The sequence below is a fragment of the Tsuneonella sp. HG249 genome (genome assembly GCF_053819205.1).
Genome location: NZ_JBSOQY010000001.1, coordinates 862,214 through 881,878 on the forward strand (window position 1 = coordinate 862,214; position 19,665 = coordinate 881,878).

The 19,665-nt window shown below is 65.4% G+C and carries 21 protein-coding genes; 7 read left to right on the forward strand and 14 right to left on the reverse strand.

Features of this window, described 5'->3' with window-relative positions; genetic code table 11:
- Nucleotides 1-489: 489 nt before the first annotated feature.
- Complete coding sequence (locus ACWPM1_RS04245; protein WP_455693592.1) at nucleotides 490-1,707, reverse strand: argininosuccinate synthase; 1,218 nt, start codon at nucleotides 1,705-1,707, stop codon at nucleotides 490-492.
- 70 nt (nucleotides 1,708-1,777) lie between these two features.
- Here ACWPM1_RS04245 and ACWPM1_RS04250 point away from each other — a divergent pair, with 70 nt between their 5' ends.
- Nucleotides 1,778-2,215: a DUF1801 domain-containing protein gene (locus ACWPM1_RS04250; protein WP_455693593.1), complete on the forward strand. Its 438-nt coding sequence runs from the start codon at nucleotides 1,778-1,780 to the stop codon at nucleotides 2,213-2,215.
- Here the strand turns inward: ACWPM1_RS04250 and ACWPM1_RS04255 are convergent.
- The 9 genes from ACWPM1_RS04255 to rlmN all read right to left on the reverse strand — a co-directional run bounded on the left by ACWPM1_RS04255 (nucleotide 2,203) and on the right by rlmN (nucleotide 9,476).
- Nucleotides 2,203-3,108, reverse strand: coding sequence for a haloalkane dehalogenase (locus ACWPM1_RS04255; protein WP_455693594.1), 906 nt, complete (start codon nucleotides 3,106-3,108; stop codon nucleotides 2,203-2,205). The two genes, ACWPM1_RS04250 and ACWPM1_RS04255, sit on opposite strands and share 13 nt — an antisense overlap.
- Nucleotide 3,109: 1 nt before the next feature.
- Nucleotides 3,110-4,405, reverse strand: a complete 1,296-nt coding sequence (locus ACWPM1_RS04260; protein WP_455693595.1) for a class I SAM-dependent methyltransferase — start codon at nucleotides 4,403-4,405, stop codon at nucleotides 3,110-3,112.
- Nucleotides 4,406-4,420: 15 nt separating this feature from the next.
- Complete coding sequence (locus ACWPM1_RS04265; protein ID WP_455693596.1) at nucleotides 4,421-5,155, reverse strand: molybdopterin-dependent oxidoreductase; 735 nt, start codon at nucleotides 5,153-5,155, stop codon at nucleotides 4,421-4,423.
- Complete coding sequence (locus ACWPM1_RS04270) at nucleotides 5,145-5,813, reverse strand: cytochrome b/b6 domain-containing protein (protein WP_455693597.1); 669 nt, start codon at nucleotides 5,811-5,813, stop codon at nucleotides 5,145-5,147. The genes ACWPM1_RS04265 and ACWPM1_RS04270 overlap by 11 nt, the downstream gene beginning before the upstream one ends.
- Complete coding sequence (locus tag ACWPM1_RS04275) at nucleotides 5,810-6,577, reverse strand: SDR family oxidoreductase (protein WP_455693598.1); 768 nt, start codon at nucleotides 6,575-6,577, stop codon at nucleotides 5,810-5,812. Before ACWPM1_RS04275 ends, ACWPM1_RS04270 begins: the two co-directional genes overlap by 4 nt.
- A 108-nt stretch (nucleotides 6,578-6,685) precedes the next feature.
- Complete coding sequence (locus ACWPM1_RS04280) at nucleotides 6,686-6,991, reverse strand: glycine zipper 2TM domain-containing protein (protein ID WP_455695121.1); 306 nt, start codon at nucleotides 6,989-6,991, stop codon at nucleotides 6,686-6,688.
- A gap of 215 nt (nucleotides 6,992-7,206) precedes the next feature.
- Nucleotides 7,207-7,563, reverse strand: coding sequence for a glycine zipper 2TM domain-containing protein (locus ACWPM1_RS04285; protein WP_455693599.1), 357 nt, complete (start codon nucleotides 7,561-7,563; stop codon nucleotides 7,207-7,209).
- Nucleotides 7,564-7,653: 90 nt separating this feature from the next.
- Nucleotides 7,654-8,244: a class I SAM-dependent methyltransferase gene (locus ACWPM1_RS04290; RefSeq protein WP_455693600.1), complete on the reverse strand. Its 591-nt coding sequence runs from the start codon at nucleotides 8,242-8,244 to the stop codon at nucleotides 7,654-7,656.
- Complete coding sequence (gene rlmN, locus ACWPM1_RS04295; protein ID WP_455693601.1) at nucleotides 8,241-9,476, reverse strand: 23S rRNA (adenine(2503)-C(2))-methyltransferase RlmN; 1,236 nt, start codon at nucleotides 9,474-9,476, stop codon at nucleotides 8,241-8,243. Before rlmN ends, ACWPM1_RS04290 begins: the two co-directional genes overlap by 4 nt.
- Nucleotides 9,477-9,650: 174 nt before the next feature.
- Here rlmN and ACWPM1_RS04300 point away from each other — a divergent pair, with 174 nt between their 5' ends.
- The gene (locus ACWPM1_RS04300; RefSeq protein WP_455693602.1) at nucleotides 9,651-10,322 is read left to right on the forward strand and encodes an outer membrane protein; all 672 of its coding nucleotides are present in this window, start codon (nucleotides 9,651-9,653) and stop codon (nucleotides 10,320-10,322) included.
- Nucleotides 10,323-10,377: 55 nt separating this feature from the next.
- Here ACWPM1_RS04300 and ACWPM1_RS04305 read toward each other — a convergent pair whose 3' ends face one another.
- Genes ACWPM1_RS04305 through ACWPM1_RS04315 form a run of 3 tightly spaced genes read right to left on the reverse strand, consistent with a single transcriptional unit; the run spans nucleotide 10,378 to nucleotide 13,348 of the window.
- Nucleotides 10,378-10,866 (reverse strand): hypothetical protein, encoded by a 489-nt coding sequence (locus ACWPM1_RS04305; RefSeq protein ID WP_455693603.1) that lies wholly within the window; start codon nucleotides 10,864-10,866, stop codon nucleotides 10,378-10,380.
- Nucleotides 10,859-11,335, reverse strand: coding sequence for a GreA/GreB family elongation factor (locus tag ACWPM1_RS04310; RefSeq protein WP_455693604.1), 477 nt, complete (start codon nucleotides 11,333-11,335; stop codon nucleotides 10,859-10,861). The genes ACWPM1_RS04305 and ACWPM1_RS04310 overlap by 8 nt, the downstream gene beginning before the upstream one ends.
- 33 nt (nucleotides 11,336-11,368) lie before the next feature.
- The gene (locus ACWPM1_RS04315; protein WP_455693605.1) at nucleotides 11,369-13,348 is read right to left on the reverse strand and encodes a lytic transglycosylase domain-containing protein; all 1,980 of its coding nucleotides are present in this window, start codon (nucleotides 13,346-13,348) and stop codon (nucleotides 11,369-11,371) included.
- 99 nt (nucleotides 13,349-13,447) lie between these two features.
- Here ACWPM1_RS04315 and dapA point away from each other — a divergent pair, with 99 nt between their 5' ends.
- Together dapA and ACWPM1_RS04325 are read left to right on the forward strand one after the other, a co-directional pair.
- Nucleotides 13,448-14,329 (forward strand): 4-hydroxy-tetrahydrodipicolinate synthase, encoded by an 882-nt coding sequence (gene dapA / locus ACWPM1_RS04320; RefSeq protein WP_455693606.1) that lies wholly within the window; start codon nucleotides 13,448-13,450, stop codon nucleotides 14,327-14,329.
- A complete protein-coding gene (locus tag ACWPM1_RS04325) occupies nucleotides 14,329-15,636 on the forward strand; it encodes a hypothetical protein (RefSeq protein WP_455693607.1) in 1,308 nt (435 codons plus the stop codon). The genes dapA and ACWPM1_RS04325 overlap by 1 nt, the downstream gene beginning before the upstream one ends.
- A gap of 7 nt (nucleotides 15,637-15,643) precedes the next feature.
- On the opposite strand, the gene ACWPM1_RS04330 is transcribed toward ACWPM1_RS04325, so the two are convergent.
- Complete coding sequence (locus tag ACWPM1_RS04330) at nucleotides 15,644-15,940, reverse strand: plasmid stabilization protein (RefSeq protein ID WP_455693608.1); 297 nt, start codon at nucleotides 15,938-15,940, stop codon at nucleotides 15,644-15,646.
- Nucleotides 15,941-16,035: 95 nt separating this feature from the next.
- On the opposite strand from ACWPM1_RS04330, the gene smpB reads away from it, so the two are divergent.
- The 3 genes from smpB to ACWPM1_RS04345 are packed head-to-tail and all read left to right on the forward strand — an operon-like array spanning nucleotide 16,036 to nucleotide 19,583.
- Nucleotides 16,036-16,518, forward strand: coding sequence for an SsrA-binding protein SmpB (smpB, locus tag ACWPM1_RS04335; RefSeq protein ID WP_455693609.1), 483 nt, complete (start codon nucleotides 16,036-16,038; stop codon nucleotides 16,516-16,518).
- A gap of 39 nt (nucleotides 16,519-16,557) precedes the next feature.
- Nucleotides 16,558-17,136, forward strand: a complete 579-nt coding sequence (locus tag ACWPM1_RS04340) for a DUF2062 domain-containing protein (protein WP_455693610.1) — start codon at nucleotides 16,558-16,560, stop codon at nucleotides 17,134-17,136.
- Nucleotides 17,133-19,583 carry a response regulator gene (locus ACWPM1_RS04345; RefSeq protein WP_455693611.1) on the forward strand — a complete coding sequence of 817 codons (2,451 nt, stop codon included), beginning with the start codon at nucleotides 17,133-17,135 and terminating at the stop codon, nucleotides 19,581-19,583. Before ACWPM1_RS04340 ends, ACWPM1_RS04345 begins: the two co-directional genes overlap by 4 nt.
- Nucleotides 19,584-19,665 lie beyond the last annotated feature (82 nt).

Sequence of the window (19,665 nt, forward strand, 5' to 3'; positions counted from 1 at the left end):
GTCACCGGCGCTCGCACCGGCATCCGGTTCCGTCGTCGGTTTGGGTCCGACTGCCGAGCCGAAGCTCCTGCTATCGTTCCCGCGACGTCGGCGGTTCCGAGACCGATCTTCCGTTTTGGCCCCTTGCCTGGTGTGACGTCCACTAAAGCCGAAACCTTCGCGATCGCCTCTTTGGCAAGTGACCGGGAGAACCGGCCGATGACGACGTTGCTTCGCGTTTCTCTCGAACGACCGATCTTGTCTTGGACCGAAGTCCTCAACATGAGCGATCTCGAAAACCGCGCGGACAGTTACCGCCATCCCGATCGATTGAGGAAAACTTCGAACTTTCAAACCGTTAAGTCTGTCTGTCCAGTGGCTTTCCGCGCCCTCTCGATGACTGCAAGGTGCCCCCACCGACCGAGTCGCACAAGCGCGCAACGGCGGGCTTTTCCACTTTTCTCAGTTTTGCCTGTGGACGTGAGTGGATAACTCAACGTCTCGTCGCGTTTATCCGCGATCGCGCTGCGCCAGCAGCCGCAAACGCAACGCATTGAGCTTGATGAAGCCCTGCGCATCGAACTGGTCGTAGGCGCCGGCATCATCTTCGAACGTCACGTGCCGCTCGGAGTACAGCGAATTGGGCGACTTGCGGCCGACCACCATCGCCTGGCCCTTGTAGAGTTTGAGCCGCACGGTGCCGCTGACTTTCTCCTGGCTGTGATCGATCGCCGCCTGCAGCATCTCGCGTTCGGGCGCGAACCAGAAGCCGTTGTAGATGAGCTCGGCGTACTTGGGCATGAGCTCGTCCTTGAGGTGCGCCGCGCCGCGGTCGAGCGTGATCTGTTCGATGCCCCGATGTGCGCGAGCGTAGATCTCGCCGCCGGGGGTCTCGTACATCCCGCGGCTCTTCATGCCGACGAAGCGGTTCTCGACGAGATCGAGCCGGCCGATGCCGTGCTTCTTGCCGAGCTCGTTGAGCGCGGTGAGCAGGGTGGCCGGGCTCATCGCCGATCCATTGAGCGCGATCCCATCGCCCTTTTCGAAGTCGATGGTGATGTAATCGGGTGCGTCCGGCGCATCTTCCGGGTTGTCGGTGCGCGAATACACGTAGTCGGGCACTTCCTCCCACGGATCCTCGAGGACTTTTCCTTCGCTTGAGGTGTGGAGCAGGTTGGCGTCGGTCGAGAACGGGCTCTCGCCGCGCTTGTCCTTGGGCACCGGGATCTGGTGTGCCTCGGCCCAGGCGATGAGCGCGGTGCGGCTGGTGAGATCCCACTCGCGCCACGGGGCGATGACCTTGATGTCGGGGGCGAGCGCGTAGGCCGATAGCTCGAAACGAACCTGATCGTTGCCTTTGCCGGTCGCGCCGTGGGCGATTGCGTCTGCCCCGGTCTCGCGGGCGATCTCGATCAGCCGTTTGGAGATCAGCGGGCGTGCGATGCTGGTGCCGAGCAGATAGTCGCCTTCGTAGCGGGCATTGGCGCGCATCATCGGGAACACGAAGTCGCGGACGAACTCTTCGCGCAGGTCGTCGATGTAGATGTGTGCGTCCGGAATGCCCATCAGCTTGGCCTTGGCGCGCGCGGGCTCGAGCTCCTCGCCCTGGCCGAGGTCAGCCGTGAAGGTGACGACCTCGCAGTTGTAGGTCACCTGCAGCCACTTGAGGATCACGCTGGTGTCGAGCCCGCCCGAATAGGCGAGAACGACCTTGTTGATGTCGGACATGGGCGTTTCCTGTAGGCTGGCGCGCGGGGCCCCTATGCCAAGCCGGGGCGAGCGGCAAGAAAGGATGGCTATGGCGAACTACGAGGCCAAGACCAAGGCGACCGAGGTTGCGCCCGAGGACTACATCGCCGCGCTGCCCGATGCTCGCCGGCGCGAGGAGGCCGCGGTGCTGGATGCAATGCACCGCCGGGTCACCGGGCTGGGGCCCAAGATGTGGGGGCCGTCGATGATCGGTTATGGAAGCTACCACTACCGCTACGCCAGCGGGCACGAGGGCGAGGCGATGCGCGGCGGCTTCTCACCGCGCAAGACGGCGCTGACGGTCTATCTGATGGGCCACTACGGCAAGCAGCAGGCCGAGGCCGAGGCGCTGTTCGCCCGCCTCGGCAAGCACAAGATGTCCAAGTCGTGCCTCTACATCAACAAGCTCGCCGACGTGGACGTGGAGGTTCTCGAGAAGCTGGTGCGGCTAAGCTGGGACTCGATGAACCAGCGCTATACCGACTGATCGGCCAGGCCCGCCTGCCGTGCGGTGTCTAGTATCGCGTCTACGAAACCCAACGGATCGTCCTCCTGGATGAAGTGACCGCCTTTGAGAGTCCGGTGGATGCCCTTCGCGGCTCCGGGAACGCGCGTCTGGAAAAGCGCGTCGCCCCCACGCGTGATGGGGTCGCCGTCGGAGAACGCCAGGGTGAAAGGCTTGTCGAAGGTCTCGAGGACTTTCCACGCGGCACGCTGATCGGGTACTGCACCGTTGTTCTCGAACGGCACCAGCCCCGGAAATACTCGCGCGGCTGCCTTGCTTCTGCGGTCCGGAGACGGCGCATCGTAAGCCGCCACCTCGGCGGGTGAGAGCGTCCGCCTCGTCCCACGCTGAATGATCCCACCGATGGGGAACACGGGGCTCCACCGGGAGAAGGCTCGCCATGCCGCGAATACCGCCGGCGCCCTCTGACCCTCCGGAAGTCCGCCGTTCGAGAGGACCACGCCGGCAAACCGTTCAGGCATGAGCGCCACCAGTCGGAGCCCGATCAGCGAACCCCAGTCCTGACAGGCGAGGATGACATTGCGCAGATCGAGCGCCGTCATCCATTCGGCCATCCACTCAACGTGACGCGCGTAAGTGAACACCCGCCGGTCCGTCGGCTTGTCAGAACGACCGAAACCGATGAGATCGGGCGCCACCACCCGGAACCCAGCGGCGGCCACCGGCGGGATCATCTTGCGGTAGAGGTAACACCAGCTCGGCTCGCCATGCATCATCAGCACGGGTGGGGCATCGCGTGGGCCCTCATCGAGGAAATGAAGCCGCAATCCGTCGGTCAGGTTGCGATAATGGGGCTCGAACGGAAAGTCCGGCAGCCCCGTGAAGCATTCGTCAGGGGTGCGGACAATGTCCACCTTACTCCGCCGCCTCGCGCAGTTCGGGATCGAGGTGCCAGGCCGGCGCGGTATCGCTCTCTCGCAACCGTGCGCTTTCTTCGTACATGAAGTCGCGCGTCATGGGGATCGCCGCGCGGTCCTTCACGTAAACGATCTGCCAGTTGACCATCTTGCCGTGGCGGAAGCTCTGCTCGGCCCCGGCGAGGTAGAACTGCCACATGCGGTAGAACCGCTCGTCGTAGAGATCGACGATCTCTTGCCGGTGCATGACGGTGCGGTTGTACCACTCCTCCAGCGTGTGGCTGTAGTGGAAGCGCATCGCCTCGACGTCCATCACCTGCCAGCCGGCCTTTTCCGCGTGTACGACGAGCTCGCTCAGCGCCGGGATATAGCCGCCGGGGAAGATGTACTTGCGGGTCCACGCGTCGGTCGAGCCGGGGGTGTTGGCGCGGCCGCAGCAGTGGCTGAACATCACGCCGCCAGGCTTCAGGAGCCGTGCGGTATGCTCAAAGAAAATGGGATAGTGCGGGGTGCCGACGTGTTCGAGCAGGCCAACGGAGCTGATCCGGTCGAACTGCCCTTCCACGTCGCGATAGTCCATCAGCGCGAACTTGACCTTGTCGGCCACGCCAGCGGCCTCAGCGCGTTCCTTGCAGAAGGCGATCTGATCGTCCGCCAGCGCTACCCCCAGGACTTCCACGTCGTAATGCTTGTGGAGGTACATCGCGAGCCCGCCCCAGCCGCAGCCGATGTCGAGCACTTTCATGCCGGGCTTCAAGTTCATTTTGGCGGCGATGTGCGCCTTCTTGTCGAGCTGCGCCTGCTCGAGCGAGGTGCCGGCGTCGGGGTCGCGGTAATAGGCCATGGTGTATTGCCGGTCCTCGTCGAGGAACAGCTCGTAGAGCCGGCGGGTGAGGTTGTAGGTGTGCTTGGCGTTGCGCGCCGCCTTGCCGGGCGGGTTGAAGCTGTCGATCTTGGCGAGCAGCTTCTGTGCCGTCTTGCGCAGCGGTCCCTTGGCCGAGAGTGACTGGTCGCCCAGCTTCTTGGTGTTCATGGTGACGAACAGCACCATGTCCCGGATGTCGTGCGGGTCCTCCACGACGAGCCAGCCCCACATGTACGCCTCGCCCGCGCCAATCTGCGGGTAGCGGGCGATGTGGTTGGCGGCCTTCTTGGTTGTCAGCCGGATGTGGATCGGTCCGCGCTCGTCGGCGGCGGGTCCGGGGCCGTACTCGTATGTCTTCCCATCATAGTCGGTGACGATCAGCTTGCCGCGCTTGATCGCCCGTGAAAGAAACTTGTCGAGCAGCCACATTCCTGTCCGTCTCCCTCAGATGCCGGCATACCACTGGTAGCCGCGGTCTTCCCAGTAGCCACCGCGGCCCTTGCCGATCCCTTCAAGGCTGGCGACCGCTTCGATGCCGGTCAAGTACTTGGCATGCTTGTACCCGAGCTGGCGCTCGACCCGCAGGCGCAGCGGGGCACCGTTCTTCTCGGGCAAGGGCTCCCCGTTGAGCAGGTGAGCTATGATCGTCTGCGGGTGGAAGGCGTCGTCGAGGTCGATACTCTCGTAGTAAGCGGAGCCGCCGAGTGTGTCGGCGCAGCGGAAAACGATGAAGCGCGCCTCGGGTAATAGCTGCGCGGCCTTCAAAATGATTGAGAGCTGAGGTCCCGTCCACTCGCCGATCGCGCTCCACCCTTCGACGCAGTCGTGCCGCGTGATCTGGGTGCGCTGAGGGAGGCGGCGGACGTTGTCGAGACTGAGCGATAGGGGGTGAACCACCAGGCCGGACACGGCAAGACGCCATTCACCAAAGCCGCTCGCCAGCGATGCGGCGTAAGCCGGCGTGCCGACCGTCTTCGACCCGTTGCCGCGGAATACGGGCGAGATCAGCGAGCGGTCGAATTCAGGTGCGAGGCCGTTGCCGGTCAGCGCCCGCTGGCTCTTGCGGTGAAATCGCTCGGCAGCGCCGAACACCGCGCGCCCCGCGCTGCTGTCCGCCACCTTCGAGCAACCGGCCACCATGAGGGCGCCGAGACCCGCGATAAGCCCTCTACGCCGCATCGCGCCCGCCGGTGATCATGTCCCGCATTTGCCTGGCCGGGTTGGCCAGCAACACGAGCGCAACGTGAAGGACGAAGAACGCAAACAGAGCCCATGCGAATATGAAATGCAGCGAACGAACCGATTGGCGGCCGCCCAAGAGGTCCACAAAAGGGGCGAAGGAGGGCGCGATGCCGGGGCTGATGCCGAGCCCGGTCAGCACCAGGCCCGGCAGCAGCAAACCGAGCACGAGGCCGTAGGACAGCTTCTGCAGGAAATTGAATTTGGCGCCTGCATGATCGAAGTCGAGCCGCAGGTGCGCGGCGACGTCGGCGCGGATGGCGGACCACCGCCACTCCTTGCGCGTCGTCAGCATGTCGCGGCGGAAGTGGCCGTTGAGCAGCATCGCGATCCACGCGAACAGCAGCGCGAACGCGAACAGCAGCGCGGCGGCGCTGTGCCAGTCACGCGCCTCGGATAGGCTGTAGCGCCCCGGAATTGTCGCCCAGCCGGGGAATTTCGGAATCACGAGCCAAGCGTCCCCCACCGCAGAACCGGCCTCTCCCCAATAGAGCCGCGGGTGAGCGTTGGAGATGTTGAGGCCGCTCATGAACAGGATCACGACCGCGAGGACGTTGATCCAGTGCCACAATCGGGTCGAGAGCGCGTGACGCTTCAAGCTTCGCCTCGCGCCAGATAGATCACGTCGCGCGGCTGCGAGAGCAGGTGCTGGCCGCTGTCGACGAACAGCGTCTGCCCACTCGCCAACCAGCCTTCCGCCAGCCACAGGCAGGCATCCGCCAGTTCCTCCGGACGGGTGCGGCGATTCAGCAAGTTGAGGCGATGGCTTGCCTCGGCTTCCTCGTCGGTCTGGTCGTGGCTTGCGAGGATCGCTCCGGGTGCGAGCCCATAGACGCGGTCCTTCGGACCCGCCGCCCCCATCGCGAGCATCGGGATCGACGCGGCGAGGGCGTGCTTGCTCATCGTGTAGCTGAAGAAATCGGGGTTCGGGTTGGCGAGCTTCTGGTCGGTGAGACTGATTACTCGCTTGCCGCCATCTGATTGCGCGCGGGTGAGAAATATCTGCGCCAGCCGCGCCGGGCCGGCGGCGTTGACCCGCAGCGCGCGGCGAAACACGTCGATGTCGATGTCGGTGGCGCTGTCGGCCTCGAACACCGATGCGCAATTCACCAGGCAGCGCCAGTTGGGGAGCCGCGCTACGAGCATGGCGCCAAACTCCGAGACGGCATTACTGTCCATCAGGTCGCAATGGACTGCGTTGGCGCTCGGCAGGCTCGCCGCCAGAGCCTCGGCCTCGTCAGCCGAATGGCCGTAATGGACGATGACGCGCCAGCCCGCGTCCGCGAATGCCCGCGCGATGACGGCGCCGATGCGTTTGGCGCCGCCGGTTACCAGGACAGCGGGTAGCGGAGTGGCTTCCATGCCTGTGCATCAAAGCACGGGTAGCGCGGCAATGGAAAAGAAAAGGCGCGCCGTCCGGACTGGACGGCGCGCCTTCGATTATCCCGGTGCGACCCGGGGACCGATGTTTTAGCGGCAGCGCGCCCGGGCGCGGCTCTTCTGGACCTCGCGGCCAAGCAGCGCACCGGCGGCGGCGCCGACGATGGTGCCAGTGGCACGGCTACCGCGGGTATCGATCGCGCGGCCGATCAGCGCGCCGGCAGCGCCGCCGACCAGCAGGCCGACCGTGCCGTTCGAGCGCTTGCAATAATAACGCCCGTCCTGGCCCTGCCAGTAGCCTACGCCATCCGAAACCTGGTGGCTGTGGCGATAGCCGGTGTTGTGCGCCATCGCGGGGACGGCGGGGATCGCCATGCTGGTAGCAGCAACGGCCATGAGTAGCTTGTTCACGGGGTCTTCCTTTCCCTCTTGAGTTGTAATCTGACGACGCTTGGGGTGCTCTTCGGGTCCACAACCTCAGATGAACACATTTTCGCCATGCGAAATCCGCGACGGAACGGGCAACCCGAGCGATAAATCGCTCTATCTGGGACAAAGAAAAGGGGGCGCCATCCGAGGACGGCGCGCCCTTGCTGGGGTCAAGTAGCCTTTTAACGGCAGCTCATCGACTTCTGCACTTCGCGGCCAAGCAGCGCGCCGGCGGCGGCACCGAGAATGGTCCCGGTCATCCGCTCGCCGCGGGTGTCGATCGCGCGGCCCGCGAGAGCGCCGGCTGCGCCGCCGACTATCAGGCCGGTCGTGCCGTTCGAGCGGCGGCAGTAGTAGCGGCCGTCATCGCCCTGCCAATAACGGAGGCCGTTGTCGGAGGTGTAGTAACGTTGCTGCTGGCGATACTGCTTGGCGCGCTTGCCGTGCGCGGGAGCCCAGTGCGGCGGGTCAGCAAGCGCCGGCGTGGCGACGGGAAGTGCGAGGCCGGCAGCGGCAATGGCGAGGAGGGTCTTCTTCATTGTTCGGTTTCCTTTTCCCTCATGGAATCTGGAATCCCGAACTGCCGCCGGACGCCTCAACCTGCGCTGAACGAACAAGATCACTGCCGGTCAGGAAACTTTGCGCAGCGTCAACGTGTGCCAGTCGCGAACGACGCCATCTGCGCCGCTCCCTCGGTAGGTCTGAGTTTCGGCGATCTCGAACCCGGCTGCCATGTAAGCCTCGCGGAGCCATGTCTCATCGGGAAAGTTATGCAGCCGCCCGAGTGGGTCGCGGCCCTCGCCGCCGCCGAGCTTGAAATTGGCAAAGTGCCAGCCGCCCGGGGCCAGTGCGCGGTAAATACGGGCCAAGACGGCGGCGAAGTCGGTGCGCGCGACATGGATGAGGCAGGCGTGCGCCCAGATCGCATCGTAGGCCTGCTCGGCATTCAGCTGGTCGAACCGCATTTGGCGCGCAGGCACGCCGCGTCCGCAAGCTAGTGCCACCATTGCATCCGTGGCGTCCGTCGCGTCGACCGCGAAGCCGCGTTTCATCATGTGCGCTGCGTCCTGCCCTGCTCCGCAACCCAGTTCGAGGATCCGCGCACCTGGCGGTAGCCGGTTCAGAAAGGGATCGAGGTGAGCGTTTGCCGATCCGCAAATCTTGGAAACATAGCGCGGCGCTTGCTTCTGGTACCAGACGAGCGTCGCCGGGTCGTTCACGCGGCCGCCGCGGCCTCGCGATCGAGCTGCGCGCGGCTCTTCCTTTCAGCGGCGGTCTTGAGCTGGCCGCAGGCGGCGTCGATGTCGCGCCCGCGGGGGGTCCGCACTGGAGCGCTGATGCCCGCTTCGAAGACGATCTCGGAAAAGCGCCGGACCCGCTCGGGCGTCGAGGTCTCGTAAGGAGCGCCGGGCCATGGGTTGAACGGGATCAGGTTGACCTTGGCGGGGAGCTTGTACTGCCTGATCAGGCGAACGAGTTCGCGCGCGTCGTCGTCGCTGTCGTTCTTGTCCTTGAGCATCACATATTCGAACGTGATCCGCCGTGCGTTCGAGGCGCCGGGATAGGCGGCGCAGGCGGTAAGCAACTCGTCGATGCCGTACTTCTTGTTGAGTGGGACGATCTCGTCGCGCACTTCCTTGGTCACCGCATGTAGCGACACCGCGAGGTTAACCCCGATCTCTTCCCCGCAGCGATCCATCATCGGCACCACGCCGCTTGTCGAGAGCGTGATCCGGCGCTTTGAGAGCGCGAGGCCCGCGCCGTCCATCACCAGCTTCAGCGCGTCGCGGACGTTGTCGAAATTGTAGAGCGGCTCGCCCATACCCATCATCACGATGTTGGTCAGCAGGCGGCCGTCCGACGAATAGTGACCCGCATCCTCAGCGTCCTCCAGCCCGGCCATAGAGCCCTTGGGCCACTCGCCGAGCGCATCTCGCGCGAGCATGACCTGGCCGACGATCTCGCCCGGCGTCAGGTTGCGCACGAGCTTCATCGTCCCGGTGTGGCAAAACGTGCAGTTCAGCGTGCAGCCGACCTGGCTGGAAACGCACAGGGTGCCGCGGTCTGCGTCAGGAATGAACACCATCTCGAAGTCGTGGCCGTCGGCGGTGCGCAGCAGCCACTTGCGCGTGCCGTCGGTCGAATGCTGCGCCTCGACGATCTCCGGGCGGCCAACGACGAACCGCTCAGCGAGCCAGGGGCGCATCGTCTTGGCGATGTCGGTCATCGCCTCGAAATCGGTGACTCCGCGATGGTAAAGCCAGTGAAACACCTGCTTTCCACGCAGTTTGGCCTGCTTTTCATCAAGCCCGGCCTCGCCGAACAGCTCGATCAAGCGCTTCTTTGACAGCCCCAGGAGGTCGATCTTGCCGTCAGGACGCGGCGTCACGTCTCGCGCCACAGGCACGGGATCGATCGCGCCGGGGATCGGCATCAGGGCGGTGTCGGCCATTTCGCTGATATAGGGCGGGCCGCCTCCGGCGCAAAGGCGTTCGCCGCACAACTATGTTGCGCAAACGCAACGCATTGTTGTTGTGTGAGGTTCATGAAACCGACCGCTCCACGCCCCGTTGAGGGGGTCCAGACCGGGCAGCGACCCGATGGACAATGGAACGGAGTACCAATGATGAATACCAAGATCGCCATGCTCGCCGTCGCATCGTTGGCCGCGCTAGCCACGCCGGCGATGGCCCAGACGGCCGACGAAATCCCGTTCAGCGGGGTCCGCGTTGGTGGTGAGGTCGGCTACGACCACATCCGCTCGGGCAGCACCGAGGATGTCGACGACACCCGGGATCTCAAGCAGTCGATCGACGGCGTCACCTTCGGTGCCGTGGTCGGCTACGACGCCCCGGTTGGCGAAACCCTTCGCCTGGGCGCTGAAGCTTCGTTCTCGGGCAGCAGCGCAGGACGCGACTTCGATAACGATCGTCCCACCGTCTTCAACCTCGGCAACGTGAAGGCCGACCAGGAGATCTATGTCGGTGGACGCGTCGGTCTGGTCACCAGCCCCTCGACGATGGTCTATGCCAAGGGCGGCTACACCAACCAGCGCTTCTCGGTCACGGGTAGCGACGGCACCACCACGCTTGACCAGAAGCTCGACCTCGACGGTTGGCGCGTGGGCGCCGGCGCCGAGTTCGCGGTCGGCCGCAACGCCTACATCGGCGCGGAATACCGCTACTCGAACTACGGTGAAGGTGAGGTGGACTTCGCGGGTGACACCCCCGACAGCAGCCGCTTCAACCTTGACAGCGATCGTCACCAGGTGGTCGCGACCGCGGGCGTTCGCTTCTAAGCGAGTTGAACTGCGACAAGGGAAGGGCGGGGCTTCGGCTCCGCCCTTTCTTTTATCAGCGGCGCACCCGCGCGCAGCCCAAGGTGGCGGCGTCCATCGCCGTCGCCGCGCCGCGGAGGTCGTAGCGGTCGCTGAAGCGCCGTCCGCGCAGATCGCGGGCCGAGATCGACATCGACCCAGCCGAGCGCATCGCGGCTATTACGGACGCGTCCATGGTTCTGTCGCGCGTCCACGCGTCTCCGCCGCCACCCGTCAGCATGAAACGCTGGCCACCGATGGATAGCGTGATGGCCGGCTCAGCGGGGAGCTTGCGTGACAGGCGAAAGTGAACCTGGCCGCGCACACCGCGCTTGGGCCAAGTGCCGACGCTGGCGAAAGCGCGATAGTCGCGCGCAGCCCGGCTCGGCTCGGGCATCGCGATGGCGTAACACCGGCCCGCCCCGGGGTCGCGAAAGGCACCCCAGTTCTCGAACACGCCCAGGCTGTCTCGCGCTGCGAGAGGAGCGGCCACAGCGATCAGACCGAGTGCGAGCAACCTAAGCATACGTGATGCCGACTACTTCCCATTCCTTCTCGCCGCCCGGTAGACGGACCGTGCGCAGATCGCCCACGGCGGCGCCGCGTAACGCGCGGGCGAGGGGCGAAGACCAGCCGATCCGGCCCGCGCTCGCGTCCTGTTCGTCGTCGCCCACAAGCGTGACGGATCGCTCCTGTTCGTCCTCGTCGATCAGGGTAACGGTCGCCCCGAAGAATGCGCGCGACTTGTCCGGTTGGGAGGCGGAGTCGACCACCCGGGCGGCCTTCATCCGCCGCGCGAGATGGGCGAGCTCGCGGTCGATCTCACGCATTCGTTTGCGGCCGTAGAGGTAGTCGCCGTTTTCGCTACGGTCACCGTTGCCCGCCGCCCAGCTTACGATCTCGACGATCGCCGGACGCTCGGTGCCAAGCAGCAGGTCGTAGCGAGCCTTTAGAGCGGCTAGCCCCGCCGACGAGATAGGATTGGAAGGAGTCACGCCCGGAGCACTAGCGTGCACACGCGGGCAATCTCAACCCGGGGTGCGCTTTCCGATGAACTGGCTGACGCCCTTCGGGGCCGCGCCATAACGAATGCGCTCGGGGTGTAGCGCCTCGTAAACGACCGCGTTCTCGATGACGCGGGCGACATAGTTCCGGGTCTCGAAGATCGGAATCTCCTCGATCCAGCGCAGCCAGTCGACCGCGCCGGTCCGCGGATCGCCGTTCGCGCGCAGCCACTTGTTCACGTTGCCGGCGCCGGCGTTGTAGGCCGCGACCGCGAGTGGGTAGCTGCCGCCATAGTAATCCATCATGCGCGCGAAATAGCCGTCGCCGAGCTGGATGTTGTACTGCGGGTCGGCGGTCAGATTATAGCTCATGTAGGCCATGCCCATCTTGCCGGCCTGTTCCTGGGCGGTACCGGGCATCAGCTGCATGACCCCACGCGCGCCGGCGTGACTCACCCGGTTGCGATCGAACTCGCTCTCCTGGCGGGCAATAGCATGGACCATTGTGTAGTCGGCTCCCGCGGGCGTCTGCACGACCGGAAAGCCCACCGTTGTGAACCCGTTCAGATCCTTTTCGGGTGCGACACGACCGATCACCACCGCCAGTTCTGGCAGGCCCAGCTCGTTCGCGAGGTTGGCTGCTAGGCTTAGCTCAACCGCGTCCCTAGCCTGTTCCGCCAGCGCGACGAAGAAGTAGCGCCGTGTGCGCCAGTCAGTGCCGTTGCGGGCAGTGGCGCGGATCGCCTGGGCGAGGGGGCTCGTGGCAAACGCCGCGGCCTGCTGCGGTGTCGGCGTCGGCAGCGCGGCCTGCTTGAGCGGTGGTAGAGGTCGGCCGAGCCGCTCCAGGGCGAGCTGACCGTAGAAGTACTCGGGGTACTTCGCCGCCATCTCGAAGTAGCGGTTTGCCTCGACGGCATTGCCCGCGCGCGCGGCGGCGTTCCCAGCCCAGTAAAAGCCTTTGGAACGGGTCTGCGGCGTGCGCGCGGCATTGCCATATCGCCAGAACAGCGGCGCGGCCCGTGCCGCGTCGCCCATGGACCAGAGCGCCTTGGTGCCTCCCAGCCACATCAGCGACGTATAGTCGTCTCGCAGCTTGAAGCCGAGGCCGGAGATATCGGTGCCGGGCGCGAACAAGTCGTCGAGCTTGCTGGCGATCGCGACGGCGTTGCCGGCGCTGGCCGCGCGCGCCTGGACGAGCATCTCGGTCACCAGGTCCTGCGCATCGTGTGGCGGGCGGGCGAACGCCGCGCGGGTGGCGAGGAGCTGCTGACCACGCGAACCTTCCCCGTTGCGCCGGTAAAGCCGCGCGAGATTGTACACGAACCCGGGATCCGAATAGAGATCGGCAGGAACCGAGAGACCGATCAGCGTGGGCTGGTTGCCCTGCAGCACGGCGAGCTGTGCCATGTAGCGCTCGCGGTTGCTTAGCACTCCGGCATTCAGCAATCTTGCCGCTGCCTCCGCGTCGCCTTGCCAGAGAAGCGCGCGCATGCGCTCTTCGTGGTCGGCCGCGGTGAACGTCGAAGCGTAGAGCCCTTGCAGGTAGGCCTCCGCCGTGCTGCTCATCTCACCGCCACGCCATGCGGCACGGGCTACTTCGAGTGCTTCCGGACGTCCGAGAGTCCCCAAGGCAAGCGCCTGCCGGGCGCGAGCCGGGTTGGATTGCGGCGGGAAGCGATCGAAGAACGCCGCCACTTGCTGCGGTGTGGTCGCCAGGTCCCGCTCGAGCGCCTTTTCGGCATAGCCGCGGATCAATTCCATGCGCGGGAAAGTGGGATAGGCAAGTGCGAACCCGGCGTAGTCGGAAAATGACATCCGGTCGCTCGCGGTCAGTTGCTGCCAGCGCGAAACGGCAGCCGATACCTGGCCGGGCTGCATGGCGACCATCTGCGCCCGCCCGTCTTGCGGCACGACTTGCGCGGCAAGTGGTGCCGAACCGATTGCGGCGGCGGAGAGAAGCAGGAAACGAAGCGGCGACAGACGATTACCAAGCATGCTGGACATTCTGGCCACCGGCTCCTTATCACGCGATGAATACATTATCCCGGGGCACGCGACTGCGACCCCCGTGGCGCTTATGAACCCAACGAAAGAAACACGGCAATGTTCTCCGGCTCGATTCCCGCTCTGGTGACTCCTTTTCGCGACGGATCGTTCGACGAAGCGTCCTTTCGCATGTTGGTCGACTGGCAGATCCAGCAGGGCTCGAATGCGCTGGTGCCCTGTGGGACCACCGGCGAGGCTTCAACCCTCTCCAACGCCGAGCACCACCGGGTGATCGAAGTGTGCATCGAGCAGGCCGCCGGAAGGGTTCCGGTCATCGCCGGTTGCGGAAGCAACGATACGATGAACGCGCTCCTTCACATGAATTTTTCCAAGAAGGCCGGGGCAACGGCCGCGCTCTGCGTTGCCCCCTACTACAACCGGCCCCGCCAGCCCGGACTGATGGCCCATTTTGGCTATCTTGCCGAGCACAGCACGCTTCCGATCGTGCTCTACAACGTGCCCGGCAGGACCGTCACCGATATCGAGCCAGATACGGTGTGTGCACTGGCAAAGAAGTATCCCCAGCGCATTGTCGGCATCAAGGACGCCAGCGGCGACCTAAGCCGCGTAACCGACCACCGGATGGGGATCGGGAAGGAGTTCTGCCAGCTGTCGGGAGACGACGAGCTGTGGCTTCCCCATTCGGCCGCCGGCGGGGTCGGATGCATCTCGGTGACCGCGAACGTCGCCCCGGGCCTCTGCGCCGAGTTCCACGCCGCGATCGCCGCCAACGACCTGGCCCGCGCGCGCGAACTCAACGATCGGCTCTACCCATTGCACTACGCCATGTTCGAGGATGCCAGTCCGGCGCCGGTCAAATATGCACTGAGCCGCATTTTTCGCGAGATCAGCCCCGCAGTCAGGCTGCCGCTGGTCGAGTGCAGCGAACCTGCCAAGAAGGCCGTCGATGCCGCGCTTGAACACGCGGGGCTGCTTTGATGCTGCGGGCGCTCGTCGCGGGAGTCTTGGCCATGTTGAGCGGCGCGTGCGCAACCACGAACTCGTCAGCGGACAGCCTCGATGCGATCGCTGACGACTACGTTCTGTTGCAGCTGACCATCGGCGAGAAGGAGGCGGGCTACATCGACGCCTTCTATGGCGACGAGGCGATCATGCAGCGCGCCAAGCAGGAGGCCGGCGCGGCCACGCTGGCCAACTTGTCGCAACGCGCTACCGCACTAGAGGCGCGGACTGCTCGCTTTTTTGCCGAGGACGGCCGTGCGACGACCACCATGGACGAACGGCGAGCCCGCTTCCTCACTGCGCAGCTGGTGGCCGCGCACACGCGGCTGCGGATGCTGCAAGGCGAGACGCTGCCATTCGCGGACGAGGCCGAAGGATTGTTCGGTGTCCGGCCGTCGCTCCCCGCCCTTGCCAGTTTCGAGCCGGTGATCGCTCGGATCGAGAAGCTCGTGCCCGGCGAGGGCGCCTTATGGCAACGCATCGACGCACTTCAGCGCAAGTTCGATATACCTGCCGATCGCCTCAAAGCTGTGATGGATGCCGGCATAGCCGAATGCCGCCGCCGCTCGGCCGCGTACATTGGGCTTCCAGCCGAGGAATCGTTCGAGCTTGCCTTGGTTACCGACAAGCCGTGGAGCGGGTACAACTACTACCAGGGCAATTATCGCTCGAAGATCGAGATCAATACCGACCTGCCGGTGCGACTGGAGCGGGCGATCGACCTGGGGTGCCACGAAGGATACCCGGGCCACCATGTGTACAACACACTATTGGAGCGCGAACTGGTCAACCGGCGCGGCTGGAGGGAGTTCACGGTCTATCCGCTCTATTCGCCGCAGTCGCTGATCGCCGAGGGATCGGCCAATTACGGCATCGATCTCGCTTTCCCGGAGGGCGAGCAACTGGCGTTCGCCAGTGAGGTCCTTGCCCCCCTTGCCGGGCTGCCGACCGCCGATCTGCCGCGCTATTTGGCTGTCAATGAAGCGCTTAGTGAGCTGTCCGCTGTACGTTACACGGTCGCTGCGAAGCTGTTATCGGGCGAAATTGATGATGCACGGGCGCAATCGCTGCTTCAGCAGTACCAGCTTCAGTCGCCCGAGCGTGCCGCTCAATCGGTCAAGTTCATCCGCGCCTATCGCAGCTACGTGATCAACTACGGCCTCGGGCAGGACATGGTGCGGGCATACGTCGAAGCGGCCGGGCCGGACCAGGACGCGCGCTGGAAGCGGATGGAAGCCCTGCTTTCCGAGCCGACCCTGCCAGGCGATCTGCTCGCCCGATAAGCTTCGCTCAGCCCTTGCCCTGCTTGCGGCGGGTTTCCCACCCCTTCTTGGCCGCGGCGGAGCGATCCGCGGCGCTGCGGCTTGTGGCGGCCTTGCGCCCGCCGCGCTTGGCGCTGGCGTTGGTGTCCGTCTTGCCGCGGCCGGAGCCCGACTTGTTGCCGCCGCCGCTATCCTTGTTGACGGTCGCCCAGGCACGGCGCTCGGCTTCCTTCTTCGGAACGCCGCGGTCCTCGTAGCCTTCTTCGATGTGTTCGGCCTTGCGCTTCTGCTTGTCGGTGTAAGCGCCCTTGTCGCCTCGTGGCATGTCTCGTCTCCTCTCGAGGACGTAAAGAGCATGTCCGCGCCGGGTTCCCGTCCGGTCTTTCGCAATGCGCATCAAGCGCCTACATGCCGCCGCCCATGGCCCGCCCGAAACCCGAGACGTTCGACAAGCAGAAGACCGTCGCCGAGAACCGGCGCGCGCGGTTCGACTATTTCATCGAAGACAAGTTCGAAGCCGGCCTGATGCTCACGGGCACGGAAGTGAAAAGCTTACGCGCTGGCGAAGCGACGATCGCGGAAAGCTACGCCGAGGTGCGCGGCGGCGAAGTGTGGCTGGTCAACGCCAATGTGCCCGAATTCAGCCATGGCAACCGCCACAACCACGAGCCGAAGAGGCCGCGCAAACTTCTGCTCAACGAACGTGAGATCGACAAGATGACCGGCGCGGTCGAACGCAAGGGCATGACGCTGGTGCCGCTGTCGATCTATTTCAACAGCCGGGGGCGAGCGAAGGTCGAACTGGCGCTCGCCAAGGGCAAGCAGGCGCAGGACAAGCGCGCCACCATCAAGGATCGCGACTGGAAGCGTGACAAGGCTCGCCTGATGCGCGACCGCGGCTAGCCGCGCCCCTGCCGATTCCCTAAGACCAGCACCGAAACGATGTTCGCCAAAGCTTCCTCCTGGATTCACCGCAATCTGCCGACTCGCGAGCAGATGGAAGGCAGCCGCTGGACGCGGCCGTTCGCCAACAGGATCCTTCGTTCGGAACTGTGGCGCTTCACCCGCCGCTCGGTGCCGCGCGGGGTCGCGCTGGGCATGGTGGTGGGGATCATCGTGCCGTTCGCGCAAATCCTGATCGCTTCGCTGCTGTGCTTGTCGGTACGGGCCAACGTCCCCGTTGCCGCGCTGACGACCTTCATCACCAATCCGGTAACAACACCGCTGATCTGGGTGCTTTCGTACAACGTCGGCGCGTGGATGCTGCGAGTCGACGCCATGACGGTGGTGGCGCCGGTCAACAAAGCGATGGAACACAGCGAGGTTGGCGAGATGCTCCAGTGGTTGACCGGCGCTACGCTGGTGACCGCGTTCGGGCTGGTGGTAGTCGCGGTGGTGGCCGCCGCCGTGAGCTATCTGGTGACCGGTTTTACCTGGCGCTTCGTGGTCGCCGGCAAGCGCCAGCGGCGGCTGGGCGAGCGCAAGGCGCGGCGGGCGCAAGCGCTGTCGGACGAGGCATGAACGGGCCCGTTCAGCGCCCCGCGCCTTTGTACGGTGTCCTTGGCGCCGCAGTAGCCGCAAGCGCCGCGGTCATCTGGCTGCTCAGTGGCGATGGAGTCGCCGCCGCGGCCTTCCTTGGCGGCGTCGTGGCGATAGTCGCCGCCGTCTCGGTCTTTGCGCGCATGCGGCCTGCAAGTGCTAGCGATGACTTGGCGCCGCCCGACTGGTCGGTCACAGTAACCGCGATCGAGCGGCCGGGCGAGGCGGTTGCGATCGTCGACCGGGCCAACCGCCTCGTCTGTGCCAACCGCGCGTATTCGGAGTGGTTCGGGCCCGGCACGGCGCCACCGAACTTGCCCCTCGACCGGCCGGCACTCGAGGCCCTCACCCGCATGGCTCGCGAGGCCTGGCGCGACGGCGCCGGCCGGGCCGAGGGCATCGAGGCAGCCGACGGATCGCGGCGGTGGTCTGCCAGGGCTGAACGGGCGGGCCGGGGCGAGGACTATCTCGTCTGGAGATTCGAAGGGCAGGCCGAAGAAGACTTCGTGGCCGATCTGGCGCGCGCGCTCGCGGGCCCGCTCGGTCATCTACTCTCCCGCGCAGGGATCGAAGCGGCACTCGTCGGCTCCGACGGGCTGGTCCGAGCCGCCGCGCCCGGCTTCGCCAGCCGAGCGGCAGGCGATGCGGCGGCGACCTTGGCGGGACAGGACTTCTCCAGCCTTTTGCGTGCAGACGAGCGCGACCGGATATTTTTCTCCCGCGAAGGGCGCCGGGGCAGCCCGCAGACGCTCATCCACGTCCCGCTCGGCGAGGCCCAGGCGAGCCGCGCGCCGGATGCCGACGCGGGCCCGAGCCTGATGCTACTCGTCGATGCCGGCGTCGGCCTCGGCGGCGGCGTCGAAAGCGCCAACGCGGCGGCCACTCCACAGCTCGAGGCATTGCTCGGCGCGTTGCCGCTTGGACTGGCAATGACCGACCGCGACGGACGGTTTCTTTTCGCGAACATTCCGTTCCGCCGCGCAGCGGGGCTGGAAACAGAACCACTTCCGCAATTTCCCTCCGACCTCGTTGTGCGCGAGGACAAGGCGGCGATCGTCGACGCGGTGCGCCGCTTCGGCAAGGGTCCGGCCAGCGCGACCGACATGGCGGTGCGGCTGCGGGGCCAGCCGGAAGAGCCCGTTTCGCTCGGGATCGCCGGGGTCAGAGGTTTGGGGGAGGCAGCCGTACTTCTCAGCCTGGTGGATTCGACCGAGGAGACCCGCCTGAAGCGGCAGGTGGCCCAGGCCACCAAGATGCAGGCGGTCGGCCAGCTCGCGGGCGGGGTGGCGCACGATTTCAACAACGTGCTGACCGCCATCATCGGCACCTGCGATCTGATGATGCTGCGCCATACGCCGGGCGACAGCGACTACGACGACATCAACCAGATCCGTGCCAATTCCAATCGCGCGGCGGCGCTCACGCGGCAATTGCTCGCCTTCAGCCGCCAGCAGACGCTGCGCCCACAGGTGCTCCAGTTGCCCGACGTAGTGAGTGAGGTGAGCCAGCTCCTGAAGCGGCTGCTCGGCGAAAAGATCGAACTCAAGGTCCACCACGATCGCGAGCTCGGCCCGGTGCGCGCCGATCCGCAGCAGCTCGAGCAGGTCATCGTCAATCTCGCGGTGAACGCGCGCGACGCCATTCAGGCCAAAGGCGACGGCAGCGGCAAGCTGTCGCTCGCTACCCGCCGGGTGACCGCGCGCGACGTGCGCAAGATGGGCAGCGAGATCGTGCCGGAAGGCGATTATACCGTCCTCGTCATGCAGGACACGGGCGGCGGCATCCCGCCCGAGCATCTGTCCAAGATCTTCGAACCGTTCTTCACCACGAAACAGCAAAGCCGCGGCGCGCCGAGCGGTGCGCTGGGCGGTACCGGCCTTGGCCTCTCGACCGTCTACGGGATCGTCAAGCAGTCGGGCGGGTTCATCTTCGCCGACAATACGCCCGCCACCGCGAAGACACGCGCAGGCGCCCGCTTCAGCGTTTATCTGCCGGTGCATCAGGGGGAGGCTCCCACCGCCCCGGTGGCCGAGAGTAAGCCCGCCACCGAGTGGTCCGGGGGCGGCCGCGTCCTGCTCGTCGAGGATGAGGACATGGTCCGCGCGGTTGCGGAACGGGCGCTGGTTCGCTCGGGCTACGAGGTGACGGCATGCGCCGACGGCGAGGAGGGGCTGGCTGCGGTCGCCAACGGCGGGGAATTCGACGTCGTGGTGTCGGACGTGGTGATGCCGGGGATGGATGGCCCGGCGATGGCCCGCGCCATCCGGCGCTTGAAACCGGCTCTGCCGATCCTGTTCATGTCGGGCTACGCCGAAGAACAGCTTCGCAACGACATCGACATCTCGGACATGCATTTCATTCCCAAGCCCTTCAGCGTGCAGCAGATTTCCGACAAAGTTGGGATGGTGCTGGGGGCCGCGAGACGATAATCCCGTATCGTTCAGCCTAGGGAAAGGCGCAGGATACATTGTTACATACAAGCGTCCTTGTGGGTTCGCTGACGGGAGAGAT